Origin of the sequence: Bacteroides sp. NSJ-39, assembly GCF_014287315.1 — a bacterium.
In the GTDB taxonomy this organism is placed as follows: domain Bacteria; phylum Bacteroidota; class Bacteroidia; order Bacteroidales; family Bacteroidaceae; genus Bacteroides; species Bacteroides finegoldii.
In genome coordinates, this window is sequence record NZ_JACOOB010000002.1 from 236298 (window position 1) to 258161 (window position 21864).

The following is a 21864-nucleotide window of genomic DNA, read 5'->3' on the forward strand; positions in this document are numbered from 1 at the left end:
TCAAATGAATATGAAGAAATATATCACCCTCTTGGCACTCTTTTTCATAGGAGTGCTGACCGGCTACTGCCAGCAATCCGCTTATCTGTTTGTTTATTTTACAGGCAATCGCATGAGTGAAGAAGCCGTCCGGATGGCTGTCAGCCTTGACGGATACAATTATAAAGCCTTGAACGGGAATCAACCGGTACTTGATTCCCGTGTGATTAGTTCAACAGGTGGAGTACGTGATCCTCACATCCTTCGTTCTGAAGATGGAAAGACTTTCTATATGGTCGTTACCGATATGGTATGTGGAAACGGATGGGATTCTAACCGTGCCATGGTGTTGTTGAAATCGAAGGACTTGGTTCACTGGACTTCTAATGTTGTAAACATCCAAAAGAAGTATCCCAATCAAGAGAATCTGAAACGGGTATGGGCACCGCAGACGGTTTATGATAAAGAAGCCGGGAAATATATGATATATTGGTCAATGAAACATGGCAACGGTGCGGATATCATTTATTATGCGTATGCCAACAAGGATTTTACGGATATAGAAGGTGAACCGAAACCTCTGTTTCTACCGGCAAACGGAAAGTCATGTATCGACGGGGATATTATTTATAAAAACGGACTTTACCATCTGTTCTATAAAACGGAAGGCAATGGAAATGGAATCAAAAAGGCGACCACTCCTTCTTTGACTTCCGGACAGTGGAAGGAATCGGATGATTATAAGCAACAGACCAAAGAAGCCGTAGAAGGTTCGGGCATTTTCCCTTTGATAGGGACGGACAAATATATCCTGATGTACGATGTATATATGAAAGGTAAATACCAGTTTACGGAAAGTACCGACCTCGAAAACTTTAAAGTAATAGACCATGCTGTGAGTATGGACTTCCATCCGCGTCACGGTACTGTGATACCCATTACCGGAAAAGAGCTGAAACGCTTGTTCAAAGCGTATGGTAAGCCGGAAGGTCTTTAAGCTTCGGTAGGTTGATAATCTTAATGAAATGTATATACCATGAGAAAATTATTCCTGTTTTTAGCTCTTCTGTTTGTGACGTTTCAGCAAGTCACTTTGGCTGCAATCAGAGAAGTGGCAAGTACCCCCGATTCTGTTTATCTCTTTTCCTTTGCCACTTCCGTTGATGACGGACGTAGCGGACTACGTTTTGCGTGGAGTATGGATAAAGAGAATTGGTTTGAGGTCGGTCGTAATTACGGCTATCTCCGTTGTGATTATAGCCGTTGGGGATCGCAGAAGAAAATGCTTGACCCTTGTTTGAAGCAATCGTCCGAAGGCGAATGGATTTGTACATGGAAACTGAATGACCGTGACGGATATGGACAAGCTACCTCTAAAGACTTGATTTATTGGACCAGCCAGAAATATCCCCGTACCACTTCGGATTTTGAAGGAATGAGAGTAAAAGCGGTGGTTGCGGGAGAAGAGCAGAAAGGAAGTATCAACCGGGTAGCTTGGGAGTTGGTAGAGGGGCTGAGCAAGCACTATGACTGGAATCAATATCGGAATTCATTATATGGAGAACGTCCGGTGCAGGATGGTGAACGTTTTGTCGGCTTGAAACCTGTGCAGGCAACGGTCACTGTGCAGCCGGAACGTGCAAAAGAGATCAGTGAACTATTGTTGGGGGCTTTCTTTGAGGATATTAACTATTCGGCAGATGGCGGTCTTTATGCGGAACTGATTCAGAATCGTGATTTTGAATATGATCCTTCAGACAGGGAAGGGGATAAGAATTGGAACAGTACTCACTCGTGGGCACTGAAAGGAGAAAAAGTGAGCTTTACTATTGATACAGCAGATCCTATCCATCCCAATAATTCGCATTATGCTGTGTTGAATGTGGAGCAACCGGGTGCGGCTTTAGTCAATGCCGGATTTGACGGTATCGCGTTGAATATTGGTGAAAAGTATGATTTTTCCATGTTTGCCCGTGTGCCGCAAGGTAAATCCAATAAATTGAAGATTCGTTTGGTAGATGGAGAAGGGAAGGTATGTGGAGAAGCTTCTCTGTCTGTGTCTTCCCGCCAATGGAAAACATATAAAGCGGTGATTACTGCAAAAGTGGCTGCGGATACGCACCTTGAGATTATCCCTCAATCGGCAGGAGAACTGAATCTGGATATGGTTTCCCTGTTTCCACAAGATACCTTCAAAGGACGTAAGAACGGTCTCCGCCAGGACTTGGCTCAGACGATAGCGGATATTCATCCCCGTTTCATCCGTTTCCCGGGTGGTTGTGTGGCTCATGGCGATGGTTTGAAGAATATTTATCAGTGGAAAAATACGGTAGGCCCGTTGGAAGCAAGAAAGGCGCAACGTAACCTTTGGGGATATCATCAGAGTATGGGATTGGGATACTTTGAGTATTTCCAGTTCTGCGAAGATATTGGTGCGGAACCGCTTCCTGTATTGGCTGCCGGTGTCCCTTGCCAGAATTCTGCCTGTCACGGCAACTTGGGAGGAGGGCAGCAAGGCGGCATTCCGATGAGCGAAATGGGAGCTTACATTCAGGATATTCTTGATCTGATAGAATGGGCAAACGGTGATGCGAAGAAGACAAAGTGGGGAAAGGTGCGCGCTGAAGCAGGCCATCCGAAACCTTTCAATCTGAAATATATCGGCATCGGCAACGAGGACCTTTATCTTCAAAGAACGCTTCACGATGATATTCAATGCCATCAAAGAAAAATATCCGGAAATGATAGTTGTAGGTACGGTAGGACCGTTCAATGAGGGCACGGATTATGTGGAAGGATGGAAGCTGGCGGACAAACTAGGTGTTCCGATGGTGGACGAACATTATTATCAGTCTCCGGGATGGTTTCTGCATAATCAGGACTTCTACGACAAGTATGACCGTAGCAAGAAAACAAAAGTATACCTCGGAGAATATGCCACTCACATACCGGGACGGAAAGCAAATATTGAAACAGCTTTGACGGAAGCTCTTTATCTGACCTCTTTGGAACGGAATGGGGATGTAGTACACATGACTTCCTATGCTCCTCTTCTCGCCAAAGAAAGACATACCCAATGGAATCCGGATTTGATTTACTTCAATAATCGGGAAGTGAAGCCTACTACCGGTTATTATGTTCAGAAGCTTTACGGACAGAATGCCGGAAACGAATATTTGCCGTCCAAAATTGTTTTAGACAATAAAGACGATAAGGTGAGGAAGCGTTTTGCTTCTTCCATTGTTCGTGATTCGGTAAGCGGGGACGTGATTGTGAAACTGGTGAATCTGCTTCCGGTGGAGGTAAATACGAATGTGGATCTCTCCGGAATCGGTGCGGTACAACCTTCTGCGAAGAGAACCGTATTGACCGGTAAGCCGACGGATACTCCGTTACCTGTTGAAGACAGAATACAAATTGCAGAGAAGTTTGATTGCAATCTGCCCGCCTATTCTTTTACGGTGATCCGGATACAGAAGGCGAATTAATGGAAAGTAAACTGACATATCTCTAATACCATAGTAATGATTATGAAGAAACTGATAGGAACAGTATTGGCAAGTTTCTGCCTGACCTCTCTGATGGCGCAAGATATAGTGATGGACGGACCGGATGGGAAATTACAATTAGCGGTATTTGCTTCTTCGGAGGCGAATCCTGTTTATTCTATTGTTTATAATGGGAAGACAATGCTGGAGAAATCTCCTCTGGGAATGACCACCAATATTGGTGACTTTACAAAGGGGATGAAACTGACAGGACATTCCGTTACTCCGATTGATACCATTTATGGTCAGAACCGTATCAAGACATTACAAATACACTATCGGGCGAACGAGTTGATTTGTAATTTTGAAAATCCCAAAGGACAGAAAATGAATGTGACCTTCCGTATTGGCAACAATGACGTAGCGTTTCGATATAGTTTGCCTCGCCAGAATGGAAAAGGAAGTGTGACGGTGACTGCCGAAGAAACCGGTTTCCGTTTACCACAGCAGACTACTACCTTCTTATGTCCGCAAAGCGATGCCATGATAGGTTGGAAACGAACAAAACCCAGTTACGAGGAAGAATATAAAGCGGATGCGCCTATGAGTGAGCGTTCGCAATACGGACATGGCTACACATTCCCTTGCCTGTTCCGTATCGGAACTAATGGTTGGGTATTGATCAGTGAGACGGGAGTAGATAGCCGTTATTGCGGTTCACATTTGAGTGACGTGACTGAAGGTAATTTATATACAATAGCTTTCCCGATGGCGGAAGAAAATAATGGTAACGGAACTTCTGCTCCAGCGTTTGCCCTTCCCGGTGCCACTCCTTGGCGTACCATAACTGTTGGCGAGACCTTGAAACCGATTGTGGAAACGACTGTCACTTGGGATGTGGTACATCCTCTTTATGAAACGAAGCATGATTATCGTTTCGGACGCGGCACATGGAGTTGGATTCTCTGGCAGGATGACAGTATCAACTACAACGATCAGGTCCGCTATATAGATTTTGCTTCCGCAATGGGTTATGAATATGTATTGATTGACAATTGGTGGGATACAAGAATCGGTCGTGACCGCATGAAATCTCTAGTGGAATATGCGCGGAGCAAAGGAGTGGAAATCTTCTTGTGGTATAGCTCTTCCGGCTATTGGAATGATATTGAGCAGGGACCAGTGAATCACATGGACAATGCCATTATCCGCAAACGTGAAATGAAATGGTTGCAGAGTCTTGGAGTGAAAGGAATCAAAGTTGATTTCTTTGGTGGAGACAAACAAGAGACGATGCGTCTGTATGAAGATATCTTGAGTGATGCTGACGATCATGGTTTGATGGTAATCTTCCACGGCTGTACCATCCCTCGCGGATGGGAACGTATGTACCCCAACTATGTAGGTAGCGAGGCTGTGCTCGCATCCGAGAATATGGTTTTCAACCAGCACTTTTGTGATGAGGAAGCTTTCAATACTTGCCTGCATCCGTTTATCCGCAATACGGTAGGTTGCATGGAATTCGGCGGTTGTTTTCTGAACAAACGGCTGAACCGCAACAATGACGGAGGAACTATCCGCCGTACTACTGATATATTTCAATTAGCCACTACGGTACTGTTCCAGAATCCGGTACAGAACTTTGCGCTTGCCCCTAACAACTTGAAAGATGTTTCTCCTGTTTGTATGGACTATATGAAAGCGGTTCCTACCACATGGGATGAGACACGTTTCATTGACGGGTATCCGGGAAAATATGTAGTCTTGGCACGTCGTCACGGTGACACCTGGTATCTGGCGGCTGTGAATGCCGGAAAAGAAACACTAAAGCTGAAATTGGATTTGGAAATGTTTGCCGGAAAAACCGTCTCTCTGTATAAGGATGATAAAAAAGGAGAACCTCAACTTGTACCGTTGAAAGTAAAAGAGAATGGTAAAGTGCAGCTGGAAATCCTTCCACAGGGAGGTGTTGTATTGGTGAATTGAATCGTTACGGGATCATAAGGGAAATGATTCTCCGACAAAAGTTTGGTAGAATCAATATTTATAGCGTAATTTGTGTAGCATAAAAAGTGCTACAATAATTACGCTATAAATAATTGCTTGAATATGAGTGATGTAAATAATCCTTTTTTGATTTATGCCTATGCTGGTCCTAAGTATTTCTGTGATCGGATAGAAGAAACGGAACATTTGATATCCGCTTTACGGAATGGAAGAAATGTGACCTTAATGAGTCCTCGCCGTATGGGTAAGACCGGATTAATACAGAACGTTTTTCATCAGATACGACGGGATTATCCGGAGGCAGCCTGTTTTTACATGGATATTTTTTCCACGACATGTCTGGATGATTTTATCATTCAGTTCGGGCAGACTGTGATTGGTAAATTAGATAATTTATCGCAGAAGACGTTGGCGGCAATCAGTGGCTTTTTTAAAAATTGTCGTTTAGTGTTTTTCCCCGATGTCTTAACGGGAGTGCCACAAGCGACTCTTGATTTTCAACCTTCCCAGGCACAAGCGACATTAAAGGAGATTTTTGATTATCTGGAACATTCGGGAAAGGAATGTTATATCGCTATTGATGAGTTTCAGCAGATCACTGAATATCCGGAAAAAGGGGTAGAAGGCTTGTTGCGCTCTTACATTCAATTTTTACCTCATGTACATTTTATTTTTTCAGGAAGTAAACAACATCTGATGGCAGAAATGTTCGGTTCAGCGAAACGTCCTTTTTACCGGAGTACGGAAAAAATGAATCTGACATCCATCCCTTTAGAAGATTATTCTCTTTTTGCCATACGTTGGATGCAGGTCGGAGGAAAAGATTTGAGTGATGAACTTTTTCAGATGATTTATCAACGTTTTAATGGGCATACATGGTATATACAGTATGTGCTGAACCGACTTTATGAACAAAAGGAGTCTGTCTTAAATGAAACCATCTTTGAGAAATGTTTGACGGATATAGTTCGCTCTGAGATGGATGAATATCAGCGTTTATATGGTATGCTGACCGAGAACCAGTCTACTTTGTTGCGTGCTATCGCTCGGGAACGATTTGTTGCAGCTATTAATAGCTCTATATTTATTAAGAAGTATGGATTGAAGGGTCCGAGTAGTATTAATGCGGCTCTTAAGTTTCTGGTTAATAAAGAATATGTGTTTAAGGCAGAAGAGGGATATTGTGTATACGACCGTTTTATGGAGTTGTGGTTACAGACATTACCTTACGCCGGTATACTAAAATAATCATTTCGAGGAAATATCCTTCATCCTTCACAATGTCCTGCTCATCGGCATTAGCGGGTGAAGGGCAGGCCTTCACCTTCCTTTCACCTGTCTCTAATCCCCATTTTCATCAATGTCTATGTTCATGTATGTCGACTGTTGGTCTGATGTATATTGACTATTAGTCCACTGGATGCGGTATCTTATATATCAACTTCTTCTTTATAAGCCTTAAACTTCCTGTCTATAGGAGCAAACTTTCTTTGGACTATAGATAAATTAACGTGAGTTCGATATAAGAATAAATATATTTCACTTATAATTAGAAACATAGCGGTAATGCTTTAAATGTTATAATTTAGCGCTGTAAATTTATCACTATATTCCTAATATTCAATCAAATATATTTAATACTTATATCGAACTCACGTTAAATACGTCTACCTATATCAGTATAAGACAAACGGCCGCCGGTTTACCGATAATGAGAAGTTAATAGCAGATATATAATGGGGAGATAGTCCTTTAAGCGTATATGCAGCAGTTTCAGTGCTTTGGAAATGTGATATTCCACCGTTTTGATACTGATGTTCAATTCCTCTGAAATCTCTTTGTTCTTTTTGTGCTCAATCCGGCTTTTGTGGAATATAATGTGTGTCTGTTCCGGCAGTTCATCTAATGTATTCCGGATGATTTCTCGTATTTCCCAGGCAAACAGCTCTAAAGGTTCGCACGACTCCAATGAAGAGATTCTAAAGTTCAACTCGCGCATCCGATGATTGGCTATTTCATCTTCAACCTGATCCCTTACATGCAAATGCCGCAAGTGGTTTAAAGCCATATTTTTTACTATGGTAAGAATGTAGGCCGGAACATTTACATCCGAAGAAAGTTCATCCCTCTTTTCCCAATATTGCACCATTGCATCCGTATATATATCTTCTGCTGCAACCCTATCGTGCAGATAAGAATTGGCAAAAGATATGAATGGTTCTTTATATTTTTTAAAGAGTAGGCTGAATGATTCCATTGTATTTCAATAATTTAAGATTTTTCATTTTACTCAGGCGCTCATAAGTGGAGTACATTTCAAGTTGTTGCTCATCACTGATGACAAACTCCTGATTCATGCCGTATTGAACAAAGATAGTGTAATAAATGGAATATTCTATCATCTTTCGGTTATAAAAAAAATACGGGACTCTTATTGAATCCCGTATTTCTCACACTCTGCAACTGGTTTTGACTGGTTTTATGAGGTCTTTTTCTCTTTTGTTTGAAAACGATTAGATGATTACAGCGTCTTAATGTTCGCCGTAGTTCATGCGTATATTGATGGCTTCTTGATTGTCGACAGGTACTTCCAACTTTTGGTATCCTTTTTTACTGAATACCAATACCTCCTGATTTCCTGCGTTAATCTTATAGCAGCCCTTCTCATCGCTTTTCCCAAGAAGCTTTCCTGTGCTCTTGGCATGGATGTTGACCTTCCCTATCAAGGTGGCTTGCACATCCCTTATTTCTCCATGTACAGGAATTATCTTACTGCTTTTTACCGTTTTTTGTTTCTCGACAGTAACGGCAGATGCAAATTCACCGACAGTGACTGTTTTCATCTGGAGGATATTGTCGGAGGCAGCTCCCACTTGCAGTTCAAACTCTCCCGGTTCGACCACTCTTTTATTATCGGCAGTTACCATATAAAGGTCATTCACAGCGACTTTCAGTTTCACCGTCTTGGTTTCACCGGCTTTAACGCTCACTTTCCTAAAATCCCTCAGTTGCTTTACGGGAGTAACCATTGAACTCACTTTGTCATTCACATACAGCTGTACGACCTCTTTTCCCGCTCTTTTCCCTGTGTTTTCAATGTCAATATCCAGGTATATCGTATCATTGAGTTCATAATGTTCTTTGTCGCTTTTTAGATTCTTGTAAGCAAAAGAGGTATAAGTCAGTCCATGGCCAAAGCCCCAAAGAGCGTCCGGCGATGAGAAGACGTAATCTCTTCCCGGAGATTCATAACTTCCGGGAATTTTGTAAAATCCTCTGTCGGAAGGAAGATGGTTATAATATACCGGCAGATGTCCTGTGCTCTGCGGATAAGAAAATGTCAGTCTTCCTGAAGGAGAAACCCTTCCAAACAAAATATCCGCAATCGAATGGCCGGCTTGTTCTCCGGCATACCATTGGGTCAAGATGGCCGGAATGTGTTTCTTCTCCCAAGGTAAGGCAAACGGCTTTCCGCTTACCAAAACCAACACTACCGGTGTTCCGGTTTCATATACGGCTTTAATCAGTTCGCCTTGCACTCCGGTCAGATTCAAGTCGTTCAAATCAAATCCTTCGCCACTGGTCGAACTTTTGTAATCACGCGCAAGAGCCGCACTGGCACTTCCGCAAAACAGGATGGCCACTTCACTTTTTTGTGCCGCTTCCACAGCCTCCTCAATTCCATCGGCATTCAAGGACACGATGTCACATCCCTTGGCATAATGGATTGTAGCCTTATCTCCTAGTAGCTGCCTGATACCTTCTAACGGAGTCACTCCGTCTTTATTGTTACGGGTCCATGAGTAGTCTCCGAATTGCACTTGGTCCGCATTAGGACCAATCACTGCAACAGATTTCAACTTGTCGGCATTCAATGGTAAAAGTCCGTTCTCATTTTTCAATAAGACAGCCGATTCATCCGCAATCTTTTTCGACAATCGTATGCTTTCTTGTTCGTGCATCTCACATTGAGCATACTGTTTGCCATACGGGTCTTCAAAAAGCCCCATTTTAAATTTGGCATACAATACTCGGCGCACCGATTCATTCAGTACCTCTTCATCTAACTTTCCTTTCCGTATCAGGTTGACCAGTTCGGGGTAACAGTTGCTGGAGGCTTCCACATCAAGACCGGCCGTAAAAGCCCGCATGGCCGCTTCCTCAGAATCATGCGCCACGCGATGGAACGTTTTCAGCATTTCGATGGCTCCCCAATCCGAATAGACATACCCTTTGAAGCCGAACTGTCCGCGCAAAATCTCTGTCAATAAATAATACGAAGCCGAATTCGGCACATGATTCCAGGAATTGTAAGTGGACATGACTGCCCATACGGGCGTGTTCCGAATCACCATTTCAAACGGTTTCAAATAAACCTCATGCAAGTCCAGAAGTCCGCATTCTACCGAAGCTAAGTTCAATCCGCTCAACGGATTTCCGTGAGGACCGTAATGTTTCAGCATGGGGGAGATGCCGTTGTCCATATATCCTTTGACTTCGGCGATGCCAAACTGTCCACATAATATAGGGTCTTCGCCGAAGGACTCTTCCACGCGTCCCCACCGCAAATCTCTCACCACGTCGATGCAAGGCGCCAATACCTGGTGTATTCCCTGCGCGTGAAGGTCTTTGGTTATCATGGCTGCTTTCCGGTAAGCCAAATCCGGCCGGAAGGTACTTCCCAAGGCTATATTCTGGGGATAAATTGTGGAACCCTCGTGTACCGAACCGTGCAATGACTCGGCAACGGTAAATACGGGGATTCCCAAGCGTGTATGCTCCACCATGAATTGTTGTATCAACTGCATGTTTTTCTTGCAGTTGGCTCCTGTCAGTGGAAATCCTTCTACAAACCCCCAACTCAGACCTCCGGTGAAATTCTTGAGCTTGTCCATATCCAGTTCCTGACCATTGAATATGTTCCATGAATGGATATGTCTGATCTGTGCTATTTTTTCTTCCAGGGTCATGCGTCCCAACAAATCATCCACCCTTTCAGTTATGGGAAGGGAACTTTGTTGGTATGGCCATTGCTGGGCAGATGACATCTCCGGCAGAAGCGATAAACCGAAAAAGAACAATTTGAGGAGATTTCTTTTGATCATCATATCGGTGTGCTATAGTTTTACATCAACAAAAATAGGATAATGATCCGAAACGGTGCCGGTATCTACTGTTTTCCCGTCAATGGAAAGAGTGCGTACGATGCTTGATTGGCAAATCTTTACCTCTGATGCCTTTTGATTATCCAACAAAAGTACATAATCGATTAAGGCTCCGTCATCCGTCCTTCTCGGAATGGAATTACCGTTGATATCGCTAATGATTTTAAACTGTTTCCTCCATACAGGAAAGGCTATGCCCCCCTTGGCCCAACGATGAGAATCGTTTAAATCACCGGCAAGGAACACCGGTCTCTCTTCATCTTTCATTAAATGACACACTATTGCGGCCCCTTCTTTACGCTTTTCGTCATTGAGATCGAAGTGCGTACCAATAAAGACAAAATGCTTGAAATCTATTTTCACGGCAACCCTTGGCTCGTCTCCCGGCAAAGGAATGACTTCGGTGCTTTGAATAGGATGTTTTTTCTTGACCAGTACTCCGCAACCGATACTGCCTCCGTCGAATGGAGCGGCATTCCCATATACCAGTATGTATTTGCAGCCTGTTGCATCAGCTATGTCTTTCAACAGATACCGGTTCCCCCGGCCTACTGAAGCACTGTCTAGTTCCTGCAAGGCTACAATATCGGCATCCAAAGTTTTGATAATCTGAGCCAGATGCTCTATATTTTCTTTAGCTATCTCTCCAGGGTCTGAGGCTCCCTTGCAATAGTGTGTGTTGTAAGTTAAAATTCGGATTGCATTTTTCTTTTTAGGGTAGCTCTGAGCCACCAACTCTAAACATAGGCATAAAACGCCTAAAGCAATGATATATTTTTTCATAACTTGTTTCTTTTTAATTTCCACCAGATACAATAATTAAAGCCAACCCCGAAATGAAGAGGATGAGCATGAGGGTCAGTAACAGACGGGTGAATCTTGAAGCGCCTTTAAATTCTTTCCAGATAAATACACCCCACAATGCGGCGACCATTGTCGCTCCTTGTCCTAAGGCATAAGATATGGCCGCACCGGCTTTACCGGCAGCAATATAGTTGCATGCGGTTCCCAATGCCCAGATAATGCCTCCCAAGATACCCACTAAGTGAGTGCTGAAACTCCCTTTGAAGTACTGGCTGTAATTCACCGGTTCTCCGGTAAAAGGCTTTTTCATCACCAACGTATTGAACAGGAAGTTGCTGGCAAAGATACCTATGGCAAACACAAATAGGGCGGAGTAGGGCGTCATCATACCGGCCGTAGGCGATTCCAAGTTCTCTAAATCCATGGCGGCTGCTACGAAACGATAGAAGAAGGCCATCAGAATGCCGGCACAGATGGCTATCACAATGCCTTTTTTCCGGCTGTTCTGTCCAGATGCCTTAGATACTTTATGGGAAGCCACTCCATTGAAAACAATAGCCAGTACGATGAGGAGGACACCCGAAAAGAGGATGACAGGATCGCCTTTCGGCATGGTGAAATAGTTGATGAATACCCCCAATACCAAAGCCAGCCCTACTCCTATAGGGAAAGCCACCGATATACCGGCCAGCGATACGGAAGCCGACAACAAGATATTGGAAGCATTGAAAATGATGCCGCCAATAAAAGCGCTTTGCACATTTTCGGCACTTACCTGTTGCAAATCCTGTATAAATCTACGGCCTGCCTCTCCATAACTTCCTAAGGTCAATCCCAAAATCAGCGAGAAGAGAAGTATACCAATTACATAATCCCAATAGAACAATTCGTAGCGCCATGTCTTGGCCGCCAATTTTTGGGTATTTCCCCATGAACCCCAGCAGAGCATCGTCACCCAGCACAACACCACTGCCAATTCGTAATTTTCAACTATAAACATATTCGTTATTTCTTAGATATTCGTATTTACTTCTTTGCGATAAGGAATGGAAGGTTGTGCGCCCATTCTGGTTACGGCAATGGAGGAGGCTTTGGAAGCCATCACTGCTGCTTGTTTTAAGGCCATCCCCTCTGCCAAGCCTACGCACAACGCTCCATTGAATGTATCTCCGGCAGCCGTGGTGTCAATAGGTTTCACTTTAAAGGCATCGACGTGATAGGAGATGCCCTCTTCTATGATGAGGCACCCCTTTGCTCCTAAGGTGATGATGACATTCTTTACTCCCATCTCATACAGCTTTTTCCCTACTTCTTCGGCATCAGTACCTAATTTCATGCCTGCAAGCATTTCGGCTTCGATGGCGTTCGGGGTAATCATGTATAAGTATGGGAACAACTCTTGGGGCAGATTACAGGCAGGAGCTGGATTCAACACCATTTTTACTCCTTTTTCAAAAGCTTTTTTAGCGGCATAGACCACAGTCTGAAGCGGTATTTCCAGTTGCATCAGGAGGATATCTCCTTCTTCCATCTCTTCCGTTATCCGATCCACATCTTGTTCATTCAGTAGCATGTTGGCCCCCGAGGCCACAATAATGCTATTCTCAGCTTGGCTGTCCACACTAATCAGTGCCACTCCGGAAGCTGCGTTTTCAGTGAGCGTAAGGTATCGGGTATCTATGCCTTCGTTTTCAAAATATTCCAAAGACTGCCGTCCCAAGATGTCATTCCCTAATTTGGCCATGAATATCAAGTTGCCGCCCATTCTTCGGACTGCAACCGCTTGGTTGGCTCCTTTTCCTCCTTGGTTCATCAGAAACTCCCCTCCGAGGATGGTCTCGCCGGGAGCGGGCAGGTGAGAGGTCTTCATCACCATGTCCACATTGGAACTGCCTATGACTATGATTTTTTTCATGATACGACATTAAAATAGTATAAGGTAATCTCTTTATTTGCATTTTTCTTTTAACCACTCTAACCGTGCCCTCTCCTGTTCTGGATAGGTCCAATGTCCGGTTCTCAGGTAAAGATGCAACTCCTTGTTTCCCGGAATGACATTATAGGCAGCATACATGGAGGTGGGAGGGCAAGTCTGGTCGTTGAATCCCCAGCTGTACCATCCCTCAACTTTTATGCGACGAGCAAAGTTGACCACATCGAAATAGGCCAATGTCTCCATCTCGTTTGCTTTGGGTGGGGTATACCTGAAATAGTGCGGCCATCCTCCTGCACGTCCGTTCAAATAGCCGACATGGTCGCAAAGCGCCGGATAGAGTGCGGCCAGGAATTTGATGCGTGGGTCCAGACCGGCTGTTACAATAGAAAGCGCGCCTCCTTGGCTTCCACCGGTTACACCAATGGTCGAACCGTCAAATTCCGGCAAAGAATAAATAAAGTCCACCGCTTTCACACAACCCACGTACACTCGCTTGTAATAATGGCCGTTGCGGTCGTGCTTGTTGATTTCCTGATACCAACTCAAAGGTCCGGAAGACAAATCGGTATATATCCCTTGAGGCAAATCGACGGGAATACCATGGATGCCGATTTCCAGCGTAATGATATTATCTCCTAAGTTGAGTCCTCTATACGAGCGGATGCCGGCTCCGGGAACTTGCAGAATGGCCGGATAACGACCCTTTTTTTTCGGCACGATTAAGATTCCATAGATGCGGGAGCACGGTATGTGGTTCTGAAAACTAATGTGATATACATTCTGAGTCTCAGTGCATCTTTCGGGCAGCAGAATCATTTTGGGGTCAAGTGGCAACTTACGGGCTTCTTCGATAGCCTGTTTCCAAAAGTTGTCAAAGTCTTCCGGATGGGAAGTGCACGGCACTATCTTTTCTTCTTCAACAGCTACCGTGGCCAAACCCTCGTATTGACGTCCGTCCACCTTGGCCAACACTCTGCAACGTAAAAAGCCCGGTTCCTTCAGTGACGCCTTCAAAGTGGTCTTCCCCTTTTTCAATACAACATTGGATTTCTTTTCTACCGGAAAACACTCCGGTCCTATCTCGTAATCTATCATTGCATTCTCCAACAGATTCTCGTCCTTGAACACTTGAACCGTGAAAGTGACCTCCTCCTTGGATTTATATTTCCAGTCGGTGTGGTCGGGTGATACCACTACGTTAATCAGTCTTTGGGCGGGTTGGGCTATCAACTCCAAAGTAGTGCCCCATAGCAGGGCTATGAGGACACAGCATGAAAATAGAGTTTTTTTCATATATACCGTTTTAACTGTTAAAAGCATGAATTGGTGAACGTATTATCGTAAACCTTTTTTCAAAACTACATGGTCAACCAGCACAGGGCTGTTTCCTTTATTGCGGAAAGTTACTTTTACGGTAGCCTTATTTATGCCGACTTCTTCCTTTGAAGAAAATACGATGGTTTCCTTAGTATAGGAATCGAAGTTTGTCTCTTTCTGAAAAGTATCCTGTACATTTCCAACCACAGGAATAATGTTTTCGACTTTCGTTTCCAGACAACCGCTACTCCAATATTCTAAGCAGTAAGAAGAGGTGTGATCGACATAGACATATTGGCTTATTTGTTTCCCGGATGCAATGGACAAAGCTTGTTTCCCGTCTTTTACATTGTTCTTGTCGATTTGTGCGTCACCTTCCCAAGGGTACAAACCGTCACCATATTCAAAATTACCGTTAGGAAGTTCATTGCCCTCCTCCAAATCCCACTGATAGAACCGGATATAGTCAACTTCCGTTGACACGGTTCCTCCTTTCCCATACGCACCAAAATAAATGTTCATATAATGATTAGGAGATTTAATGTCGTTGGGATCTGACCATTCTTTTTTCAATATACCATCAATGTAAAATTTCAGGGAATTGGGTGTCCAGAGCAAGGCATGGGTTGTCCATCTGTTCTTAAAATTCACATCATTCACCAAGTATTTTCCAATACTGTACTCATACTCACCCTTTGAATTGACGTTGCCATGAAGTACGATCTCCGTATTCAAGTACTCGCACATGTCAATCTCAAAGACTTGCCCACGCGGCCGTACTCCGATTGTATTTTTGGCAGTATTTCCTTCCTCGATAAAATATTTCGCATCGGGGCCGGGAGAATCGAACCAAAATGCGGTGTTTACGAGCTGAGCACCTTCAGTCGCATTTCTACGAATGCGTGCTTCTATGTATCCACCCACCTTATCACCCAATAAATTTTTATTTAATCTCCAATCGTAGGTCTGGATGGAAGATATTTTTCTACCGCTAGATTCCCAATAAGCCTTTTCCGGTTTTTTTTCATCAATATATAGCACAATGGAATTTCCTGTAAATTTATACGCAGGTTCAGGAAGAATTCCGCTCTGAAACTGTTCCCATTTGGTTTTTGTCACAAAATCTAAAGTAGAATAATATTGAGTGAACCACTTGTCTGCATCCAGTTCCGTTCTATTGAATTCATCATTCCATACCAGTTTCATCCCTTTTACAGGAACAGCATCGGTCGGTTTTTCTTCATCCAACCACTCCGCTGTATCTGTACTACAACTCAGACATGGGAACAAGAACAAACCTGCAATTATCGAATATACATATCTCATAGCTTCAAAATAGTTAATGGTCATTTCTTAATATCTAATTTAAAACAATTCAGCAAATAATTGTTTTACAGTTTGTATGCAATCACCTTCCGGTTGGTTGGAATAGGCATTGGTCTGTTTAGTCCAAGCTTCTTCGATGGCATAAAAGTCTATTGCCTTCGGTTTTTCCCCATTGAGCAGTTTGGTCTGGTAATCAAACCATGTTTTCCAACGCATATAATAGAAATCTTTTAGCAGTCCGCTCCATTCCCGATGAGCATAATCGCGTAATCCGCCTTTATCTGCGGCTGTTCGGTTGCCCCAAGTCGTAATCTGTACACGGGCATTCCATTCGTAGAGGGCTTTTTCCTCCAACGTATTTCCTAAGTCACGGGCACGATTAATCCAAGTTCCCACTTTAAATTCCGGGCGTGTGGCCAGCAATTTATCCTGAAGGAGAATCAGGTTCAAGAAACGGTTGGATGCCTCTTTATACAAAACTTTGTCGCCCGAGGCATAGGCCGCTTCCACAACCTTTTCGATGAGACGTCCTCTCTCGGCAATCGCTTGACGAACAATATCCACCAAATCATATTCAAAGTTGGTATTCCCTTTGAATTGATGGGCTACGGAAACCATCAGTGAGGCAGCGCGAATGACATCATTGGGATGATAATAATCGTTCATCTCCGACCAGCTCGAAACTTGATAAGGATGTTCGGAAGGACGCGCACAAAATACAGACTCGTGAGTTCCTTGCTGGGTGCTAGCCGGTGGGCAATTGTAAATGGAGTTACTCAATAGCCTCCAGGCTTTTTCTACAGCGGAATTGCTTTTCCCATAACGGGTTTTTGTGTAGGATTTTAGCCATTGGTCTTTGTCAAAACGTTGTGAGCGCCAAGGCAACTCGGTCATTAATTCAAACATGATCGGATTGTTCTCGCTTCCCTCCATAGTCAGACCAATGCCTTTCATTGTTTTTCCAAACCGACTTTCTTTGGCGTTATAATACTCATTGATAATATGCTCCATCTTCCCATGCAAACCTACATTTCCTCCATAATTCAACAACATGCAGAAAATCCAGTCATGTTGACCGAAGCCGTTCTTCCGATACCATGTCGATTCGGGATTCCCCCATTGTGGACGACTTTCCGCGAACAGGTCAAGTACAATAAAATCACCGGACTTCAAGTTCTCAATCATCTTGGGACGGGGATTGTCCTGCCACGCTTGTGCCACCCAGACCGATTTGGGGTTGTTCTTTTTCATGGCCTGCATGATTGACTTTCCTGCCGCATCCAAATCCACTCCAGCCACACTTCCTCCTTCATGAAACGGATCCATACTGTAATAATTAGCTTTGCCAAACAGTTTGTTCATCTCCTTATAGTACAAAGAGGCTATCTCTTGGAAACGTGAGTCGGTCGGTTGTAAGAAAGCGGGTCGATGATAGCCGCACCACAACCCCGGGTCGGATACGTTCAATCCTAATTTCTCTTTGGCATTATGGGGAACCATTCCGGAATACCCCGGAAATACAGGCTCGATGCCATATTCGCGCATCCGTTTGACAATCCGTTGTTGCAAGGCCATCTGCTTCTTGTACCAACTGTCCGGGTTCGGACCGCCCCAACCCTCCAAATTATTCATGAGCCACCAGGCTTGGAATCCCGGACCGGCAATAAACTCATTGATTTCCTTTGGGGTATAACCTAACTTATCCAGCACATGATACCAAACGCAATCTGCTCCTACAATGGATAAGGGCAGGTTAATGCCATGTAGTGCCATCCAATCGATTTCCTTCTCCCAGCGCTCCCAATCCCAAAAGGCCATCGTGTACGAGAATGTGCAATAGTTGAAATTATAGCGATACTTCATGGTCGTTTCGTGGCGTTCTTTCTGCTTCACAGCAGGCAACACCTCTGGCAACTCAGCCTGCATGCTGTTCCATGAGAGATGAATCCCTGCATAATACTTCAGGTACCAATTCAGGCCGGTGGCGATGCATACATAATTGTTGCCACGAACCACAACCTTGTCGTCCTTTTGGTCCAACTCGAAAAAGTCGGTCGGAGCGTTCGTCTGCTCAATGATAAATTTGCGCGATGCTCCTTTGTCTATGCGTTCCAACAACCCCTTGATAGGAGTTGCTGCACAAGCAGCAACTCCTAACAGCAACAGGACAAAAACATGAATGATTCTCATTTTAATCTCATTTGAAGATGACAGCCTCTGTAATGCCGATTACACATCCTTCCGATTCCGGCCTTTTCTCGCCTCTTACCATCAATTTGATTTGATGTTTCCCTTTCCCCAAGTTCAAGATATGGTAAATATTGGCATTCTTATGTTCATGCTTGCCGTAATTGTAATAGCAGTCAATGGTGCGTTTCCATACACCATCCACATAGACATCTGCCTTGCCGCCATTTCTGATCCACCATCCGTACAGGGCTATTCCGCTGCCTTCAAATTCGAAGCTGATTTCATCTCCTGCTTGGTCGCTGAACAACACATTGTTCTGCATTTCCCATTTTCCTTGGGGCACACACGAACTCTCTTTAGGAATGGCGATGCGCTTGTCAAAAACGAGATTGGGGAACGAGGCTTCGAATGCCAGTGGCCGGGACTCTTGCAACTTGAATTCAATGCACTCCTCGCTCACTTTGCCTCCACAGTCGGTGACATTCTTTTCGATATATGCCAATGTCTTATAGATGGCTTTCTCCAAAGTATAGTTGGTATGCACGAAAAGGGTATCTTTGACGTTACTCAATACCTCTTTGTAAGCATCGGGGAAGCTGTGATAGCCTTTAACCACTCCTAGTACTCCCAATGCAGTAGAGGGATTGCAATCCGAGTCATGCCCGCAGCGGGTCGCAATGTCCATGGTTTTGTTGATATCGCCTTCGCCATACAGCAAGCCTAAAGCGATATAGGCTCCATTCAGTTTGGCGTCAATGTTAAAGGGTACGCCTACACCGCAGATGTCGGTATTCTCCCATTTGTCTTGCAACTTCTGCCAGGCGGCTTTCCAATCGTTCGGGTTTTCCTTGTAGAACGACAATACGTCTTGGATAATCTTGTAGTAATCAGATTCAGCCGGCAAAGACTGTAAGGCCTTGGTGATAATCTTGCATATGTCATTCTCCAAATAAGCTTCGGTATATAACGCAGCCACAAATGCACCACCATAGACACCGTCTCCGTAGTTCATGATGTGGCCGATTTTGTCAGACCACTGATTGGCCAGTTGAGGCAATCCGGGACACATCATGCCAATAAAGTCCGCTTCTATCTGGAAGTCGATGTCATCGGCATGGAAGTTATAGTCCGGGTGTCCGGACATCGGCGGGAAAATGCTGTCGTGATAGTTCTTGCGCGCCTGGGCATTGGCATGCCAGAGCTTATACCCCGAGTTGGCGAAAAACTCTTGAAACACTTTGGCGTCGGCATTCCTGCCTTTTCGGTCCATCACATCCATCAAGGTCATCTGCACATAGAGGTCGTCCTCCCATTTGGCATTCTCTATCTTTTTAGGTTCCCAAGGTATGGAGTCCTCTATGATTTTTCCTAAATACTTGAACTCCGTCGGAGCACCGTAAGTCACACCGACCATTTTACCGGCCCATCCTCCTGCGATTTTGTCCAGTAAGACGGATTTATCCAATGTTATCGTTCTATCTTTTTCGTTGTTGCACGAGACGAAGAGTAACAGGCAAAGTGGAAGTAATCGGAATATTTTCATTCTATTTATCATTTTCATAGTTATGTAATTCTTGTTATATAAAATTCACCATACGAGGGTGTGTCAAAACTCCTTTTTACCACAGAGGACACAGAGTTTCACAGAGTATAACTGCTGATAATCAGTTCGTAAAAACTCCGTGCAACTCTGTGGTGAGTTAAAATACCCCCTTAATCTGTGATGAAAATCAGTTTACCATAATGGATTCTGCACTAGTAACTTGCTGATTTGAATCTGAGCCTGAGGTATCGGGTAGAGATACATCGCCCTATGCCAGGCACGTCTCTCTAACAGGATACGGGTGAAATAAGACTTGGGGTCACCGGCTGGTTTATCCTTGAAGCCGTTCATGTTCATGGCATGGAACACGCTCTGGTCCGCATCTTCACCCGGTCCGCAAATCATCCAGCGACGGATGTCAAAATAGCGTTGGCCTTCCATCGCCAGTTCCACCTGACGCTCGCGCTGAATCATCTTGCGTTGCAGCGCCTGGTTTCCGATGATGTTCTTTTTTCCGGAAGTGGCCAGTTCCTGATAGCCCGGTATGCCGGCACGTTTTCTCACCTCATCCAAGCATTTGATGATGTTGGGGTCGTTAGGGTTGATTTCGTTGCAGACCTCTGCATAGTAGAGATAGAAGTCGGCCAACCGGAACAAGATGGAGGGACGGCCCCAACGCTGAGGATAGCCATCATATCGAGCCATCACTTTCCTGTTCTTGAGCTTGGTGGGGAGATATCCGGTGCGCGGATTATCTGCTGAAGAAATGTCACTTCCCTCTCCTCTGGCGAAACCTAAAGTGTAATTGGGCTTGCCAGGAGGCTGGATGTGCCAGCTCTTACCTTCGTAGCCGATGCTGGCATAGAAGCGCGGCTCGCGGTTGACATACATGTTGAACACGTTTTTGTCCAACCGTTTGTTTTCGTTGCAAGGATTGACCACATCGGAGAAACCCTCTTCCCGGTATTCGGTGCCCTTGTCGTCAATCGTCAGTCCGCTCTTCATGAAATAGGCGTCCACCAATTCCTGTGATACACCGAGATAGCCCCAGCCTTTGCAGTCTCTTGCATTGGTATTGGCCTCCATGGAGGTGTGCCAGTGATTCACACCGGTGGACCACAGAATCTCGTCATTGTAGTTCATGAACAGTTGGTAGTAGGACTCGTCAGGATTGATGGTGCCGTCTGGGTTCTTTACGGTAAACAGCTCGTGCCCGTTCTTGGTCGTGTTCCTGAACAGGTCTTCCAGCCGTTGTTTGGCAATCTTCCATTTGTTGGCATCGTAAGCGGCAAACAATTGCTTTCCGTCATTGTTCTGCAACTCTAAGGCTTCGGCATATCCTCCGTTGAACAGGGGAGAAGCGGCATACACCCACAATTTGGCGCGCAAGGCCAAGGCGGTAGTCACAGTAGGGCGGGCAATCTCATACAGGTTGTATTTGTCATTTCCTTCAGCGGAAGGGTTTTCGATAATGGTCTGGGGCAGGTCGCCAGACTCTATCACCTCCACCAAAAGGTTGTCGATGAAGTTGACTATTTCGTCCACGGAAGACCGGGCAAAATCCAGTTCCTTGGCTTCCGGGTCAATGTCATCGGCCATGACGGGAACGGGCCCGTATAACTCGAACAGAGAGAAGTGGCTGTACGCAATCAAGAATTTCGCTTCCGCTTTCATTCTTCTCATCTCCTCCTCAGTTATCCGAGACAAATCGTCAATGCCTCCCAATGCCGTGCCCCGGTCTAGGAAAATATGCGCGTCCCTGATGTAGCGGTACAAATCTCCCCAACGATGGTAGGGGGCAGTGTCTGCGGTGAATCCGCCGATCATTTCTGTCCATCCCGAGCCACCGATGGTGGTTTCTCCACACATAGACACCCACACACCAGCCAGACCGCTTTGTACGTTTCTTCCGATACTTGAATACTCTGAGATACACCCGAACAGGTTGGCGTGCCATTGGCGGGTATAAGTGGGGTTACTGAATACTTCTTCTATATCCAAGCTTTCGGCCATTTCGTCGGAAACATCCAGGTAATCACTGCATCCGACCAGAGATAAACTCAAAACACAGGCTGATGCCGCAGCCTTTATTTTATTTAAGATTCTCAT

Annotated in this window: 13 protein-coding genes and 1 pseudogene; 4 read left to right on the top strand and 10 right to left on the bottom strand. The window is 44.7% G+C overall.

The window, feature by feature from the left end; translation table 11 throughout:
- Positions 1-4: 4 nt before the first annotated feature.
- From H8S63_RS03815 to H8S63_RS03830, 4 genes and pseudogenes are all read left to right on the top strand, one after another.
- A complete protein-coding gene (locus H8S63_RS03815) occupies positions 5-976 on the top strand; it encodes a glycoside hydrolase family 43 protein (protein ID WP_186925768.1) in 972 nt (323 codons plus the stop codon).
- A gap of 39 nt (positions 977-1015) precedes the next feature.
- Positions 1016-3467, top strand: a pseudogene (locus H8S63_RS03820) (alpha-L-arabinofuranosidase C-terminal domain-containing protein).
- Positions 3468-3509: 42 nt separating this feature from the next.
- Positions 3510-5453: a glycoside hydrolase family 97 protein gene (locus H8S63_RS03825; RefSeq protein ID WP_186925769.1), complete on the top strand. Its 1944-nt coding sequence runs from the start codon at positions 3510-3512 to the stop codon at positions 5451-5453.
- Positions 5454-5576: 123 nt separating this feature from the next.
- Positions 5577-6722 (top strand): ATP-binding protein, encoded by a 1146-nt coding sequence (locus tag H8S63_RS03830; RefSeq protein ID WP_186925770.1) that lies wholly within the window; start codon positions 5577-5579, stop codon positions 6720-6722.
- Between the two features lie 454 nt (positions 6723-7176).
- Here H8S63_RS03830 and H8S63_RS03835 read toward each other — a convergent pair whose 3' ends face one another.
- The 10 genes from H8S63_RS03835 to H8S63_RS03880 form a co-directional block, all read right to left on the bottom strand.
- Positions 7177-7731 carry an RNA polymerase sigma-70 factor gene (locus H8S63_RS03835; protein WP_186925771.1) on the bottom strand — a complete coding sequence of 185 codons (555 nt, stop codon included), beginning with the start codon at positions 7729-7731 and terminating at the stop codon, positions 7177-7179.
- Positions 7732-8005: 274 nt separating this feature from the next.
- Positions 8006-10582 (bottom strand): glycoside hydrolase family 3 N-terminal domain-containing protein, encoded by a 2577-nt coding sequence (locus H8S63_RS03840; protein ID WP_370527600.1) that lies wholly within the window; start codon positions 10580-10582, stop codon positions 8006-8008.
- A gap of 9 nt (positions 10583-10591) precedes the next feature.
- Positions 10592-11422 carry an endonuclease/exonuclease/phosphatase family protein gene (locus H8S63_RS03845; protein WP_186925772.1) on the bottom strand — a complete coding sequence of 277 codons (831 nt, stop codon included), beginning with the start codon at positions 11420-11422 and terminating at the stop codon, positions 10592-10594.
- A gap of 13 nt (positions 11423-11435) precedes the next feature.
- Positions 11436-12443, bottom strand: a complete 1008-nt coding sequence (locus tag H8S63_RS03850) for a GRP family sugar transporter (RefSeq protein WP_186925773.1) — start codon at positions 12441-12443, stop codon at positions 11436-11438.
- A gap of 12 nt (positions 12444-12455) precedes the next feature.
- On the bottom strand, positions 12456-13358 hold the full coding sequence (gene rbsK, locus H8S63_RS03855; protein WP_186925774.1) for a ribokinase: 903 nt from the start codon (positions 13356-13358) through the stop codon (positions 12456-12458).
- 33 nt (positions 13359-13391) lie between these two features.
- Positions 13392-14672, bottom strand: coding sequence for an acetylxylan esterase (locus H8S63_RS03860; protein WP_186925775.1), 1281 nt, complete (start codon positions 14670-14672; stop codon positions 13392-13394).
- Positions 14673-14714: 42 nt separating this feature from the next.
- Complete coding sequence (locus tag H8S63_RS03865) at positions 14715-16022, bottom strand: family 16 glycosylhydrolase (protein ID WP_186925776.1); 1308 nt, start codon at positions 16020-16022, stop codon at positions 14715-14717.
- Between the two features lie 39 nt (positions 16023-16061).
- The gene (locus H8S63_RS03870) at positions 16062-18212 is read right to left on the bottom strand and encodes an alpha-N-acetylglucosaminidase (RefSeq protein ID WP_186925777.1); all 2151 of its coding nucleotides are present in this window, start codon (positions 18210-18212) and stop codon (positions 16062-16064) included.
- Positions 18213-18219: 7 nt separating this feature from the next.
- Positions 18220-19755 (bottom strand): ADP-ribosylglycohydrolase family protein, encoded by a 1536-nt coding sequence (locus H8S63_RS03875; RefSeq protein WP_186925778.1) that lies wholly within the window; start codon positions 19753-19755, stop codon positions 18220-18222.
- Positions 19756-19947: 192 nt separating this feature from the next.
- Positions 19948-21864, bottom strand: a complete 1917-nt coding sequence (locus tag H8S63_RS03880) for a RagB/SusD family nutrient uptake outer membrane protein (RefSeq protein ID WP_186925779.1) — start codon at positions 21862-21864, stop codon at positions 19948-19950.